Annotated in this window: 2 protein-coding genes; both read left to right on the forward strand. The window is 41.6% G+C overall.

Annotated features, from left to right (window positions below; all coding sequences use genetic code 11):
• Positions 1 to 194 (forward strand): hypothetical protein (locus GQR46_RS20575; protein ID WP_206009689.1); only part of this gene is annotated, 194 nt, incomplete at its 5' end.
• Positions 191 to 2,545, forward strand: a complete 2,355-nt coding sequence (locus tag GQR46_RS18535; RefSeq protein WP_165741998.1) for a TonB-dependent receptor — start codon at positions 191 to 193, stop codon at positions 2,543 to 2,545. The genes GQR46_RS20575 and GQR46_RS18535, both read left to right, overlap by 4 nt.
• The last annotated feature ends 108 nt before the right edge of the window (positions 2,546 to 2,653 follow it).

Below are 2,653 nucleotides of genomic sequence, written 5' to 3' on the forward strand. Positions count from 1 at the left end.
TAGTTACATGTAAAATTTGCATTAATCGCTGTTGCATTCGAATGCAAAAAGCGGTAGTTTTTATGAGTCGAAAAAATAGCCATTTAAATGTCGCATTTTTAATAATTATAAATAATAAAAATGTGATGGTGGGGCATAGCGCCCACAGATGCTTAATAAAATTCATTTCAACAGGTGGAGAATTTATCTCATGACGACGAATATTTTACGTAAAACACTTATTTTTGCTGCTGTAAATACGGCGTTATTAGGCTCAGCATCTGTATTTTCACAAGAAGCAAAGTTAAACCCTAACAAAGAGTTGGAGGTTATTTCTGTTACCTCTACTAAGCGGGTTAAAAGTATTCAGTCGGTGCCTTTGGCAGTTACTGCGGTATCGGCTAAAGATTTACTAGAAAATGGCATAACCGATATTTTAAGCCTTGATAGCCTAGCGCCAGGTTTAAAGTCGGGTGTGTCGGGCAGTGATGCTCGCCCCGCCATGCGCGGTGCTAGAACAGAGCAAGTAGAAGCTAACGATGTTGCTATTGCGTTTTATTCTAATGGCGTTTACCGCCCTCGTCATGGGCAAGCACTTGCTGGTTTTGTAGATTTAGAGCGGGTAGAAGTACTTCGCGGGCCTCAAGGTACGCTGTTTGGTCGTAATTCATTTGGTGGTGCAATTGATGTAATAGCTAAAAAGCCAGAGCTTGATATTACCGAAGGCGGTATGGCTACAACATTTGGTAATTATGGTCATTTACGCGGTGAAGGCTTTTTTAATGCCGCTTTAACCGATGATACCGCAGTACGCTTTACTGGGGTGCGAGAAATACGCGACCCATACGTAGAGAATTCGTTTAATGAATCAGCAGGCTTAAAAGATGCTGATATGTATTTTTTGCGTGGCCAAATATTTACTGAATTTAACGATGATGTAAATTTAAATGTAAAAGTAGAAACATGGCAGGACGAATCAAATGGCGGCGGTGCATTTGGCTATCATATTTTAGGTGTACCTATAAACCCAGCGACAGGTAAAACAAGCTTGTCGGCACCATTAACTGAGCGAATTGGCCGCGATGATGTGTGTGGCAGTAATTGTGGTCGCTTTGGTGCAGGCTTAGATAATGCAGCAACGCCTGGGCTTGATACTGCACAAGGTGTGTCGTCAGACCCATTTACTCAGCAGTTTGATTATCAGCCATCACGCGATGTAAGCGATGTAAGTATTAGCGCCGAGTTAAACTGGTCGCTTGAGTCGGTTGATTTAAAAATAATTGCAGCCTCAATGGATTACGAAGAAACACGCCTTACCGATGGTGATTTTTCGACTTATGCAGCCACTGTAGATGGTAATGCAATTGAATCTAAAACTAACTCGTTAGAAGTACAAGTTAGCTCTACATACGAAAGTGATTTTGAGTGGGTGGCTGGTATTTACTTATTTTCAGAGGACCTAGATAACGCTTTTTTAAATGCGAGCTATGGAGCCGTGGTTGATAATGCACCCGATACAACGCAGCCTCAAGCGCTTCAATATGCACCTTGGTTAAACCAAATTCAGTTAGAAACGCGATCAGCGGCGGCTTACTTTCAAGGTAACTACGCATTTAATGATGATACACGCGGTATAGCCGGCATAAGGTATACAAATGATAGCCGTGAGTGGGATATTTACGGTCAAAATACTAATGATTTAAGCACGCTCGATTTTTCAGAATTAGAAGTTAAAGACGCAGATGGTGATTGGAGTAAAGTAACGTGGAAGTTAGGCGTAGAGCACGACTTAACAAATTCTCAATTGCTTTATGCTACGGTTTCTACAGGCTTTTTAGCGGGTAATGCACAGGGCGCTTTTAATGGCGAAAATAGCTACGACGAGCAAACAGTAACGGCTTACGAGGTTGGCTTTAAAAGCATGCTGCTTGATAATTCATTAAGATTTAACGCCTCTTTATATTACAACCAATACGAAGATTTACTTTCTACTCGCTTTCAAAATGTAGGCGGTACGGCGGTGTCGTTTTTTGGTAATGCGGGCGAAATTGATGCAGCTGGTCTTGAGCTTGAAATTGATTGGCAGGCAAGTGATGCATTGCGTCTAGGTGCACGTGCCGCGTTTACAGACTCGACTTATGGCGACTTTGTTACGCCAAATGTGTTTGAAGAAGGCGGAGAGACCATTAATGGCGTAGATAACTTACTGCAACTTGACGGTAACGAAGTGCAGTTAAGCCCAAAATATAACATTACTTTATTGGCGAGTTACGAGTTTGATTTAGGTGATAAAGGCCGCATTGTGCCTGCTACCAGTATTCAGTTATCGGATTCGTATACGACCAACGATCTCCCTTTTTCGTTTGGTACGCAAGATAGCTATCAAAAATACGATGCCAGCATTGCATGGTATTCGGCCGATAATGAGTGGGCCATACGCGCATATGTTCAAAATGCAGGTGATGAGCTTATTTTGCTTAGAACAGTTCGCTTTGGCGGTAACGTAGCGGCTGCTGACTATGCTAATCCTCGCACTTATGGTGTAAGAATAGGTTACAACTTTTAAGCCTGTTATTGCTTTTAACTGCTTTATACTCAGTTAGGGTTTAGCTGAAGTTAAGTTATTAATAAAATTGGATATTATTTAAAAGGCCAGCAATATTGTATTGCTGGC

The organism is Pseudoalteromonas sp. Z1A6 (assembly GCF_011378745.1).
Classification (GTDB): Bacteria; Pseudomonadota; Gammaproteobacteria; order Enterobacterales; family Alteromonadaceae; genus Pseudoalteromonas; species Pseudoalteromonas arctica.

Bases quoted from the DNA above. Each gene is read 5' to 3' on its own strand.
- GQR46_RS18535 (WP_165741998.1), top strand. From the start codon at position 191: ATGACGACGAATATTTTACGTAAAACACTTATTTTTGCTGCTGTAAAT.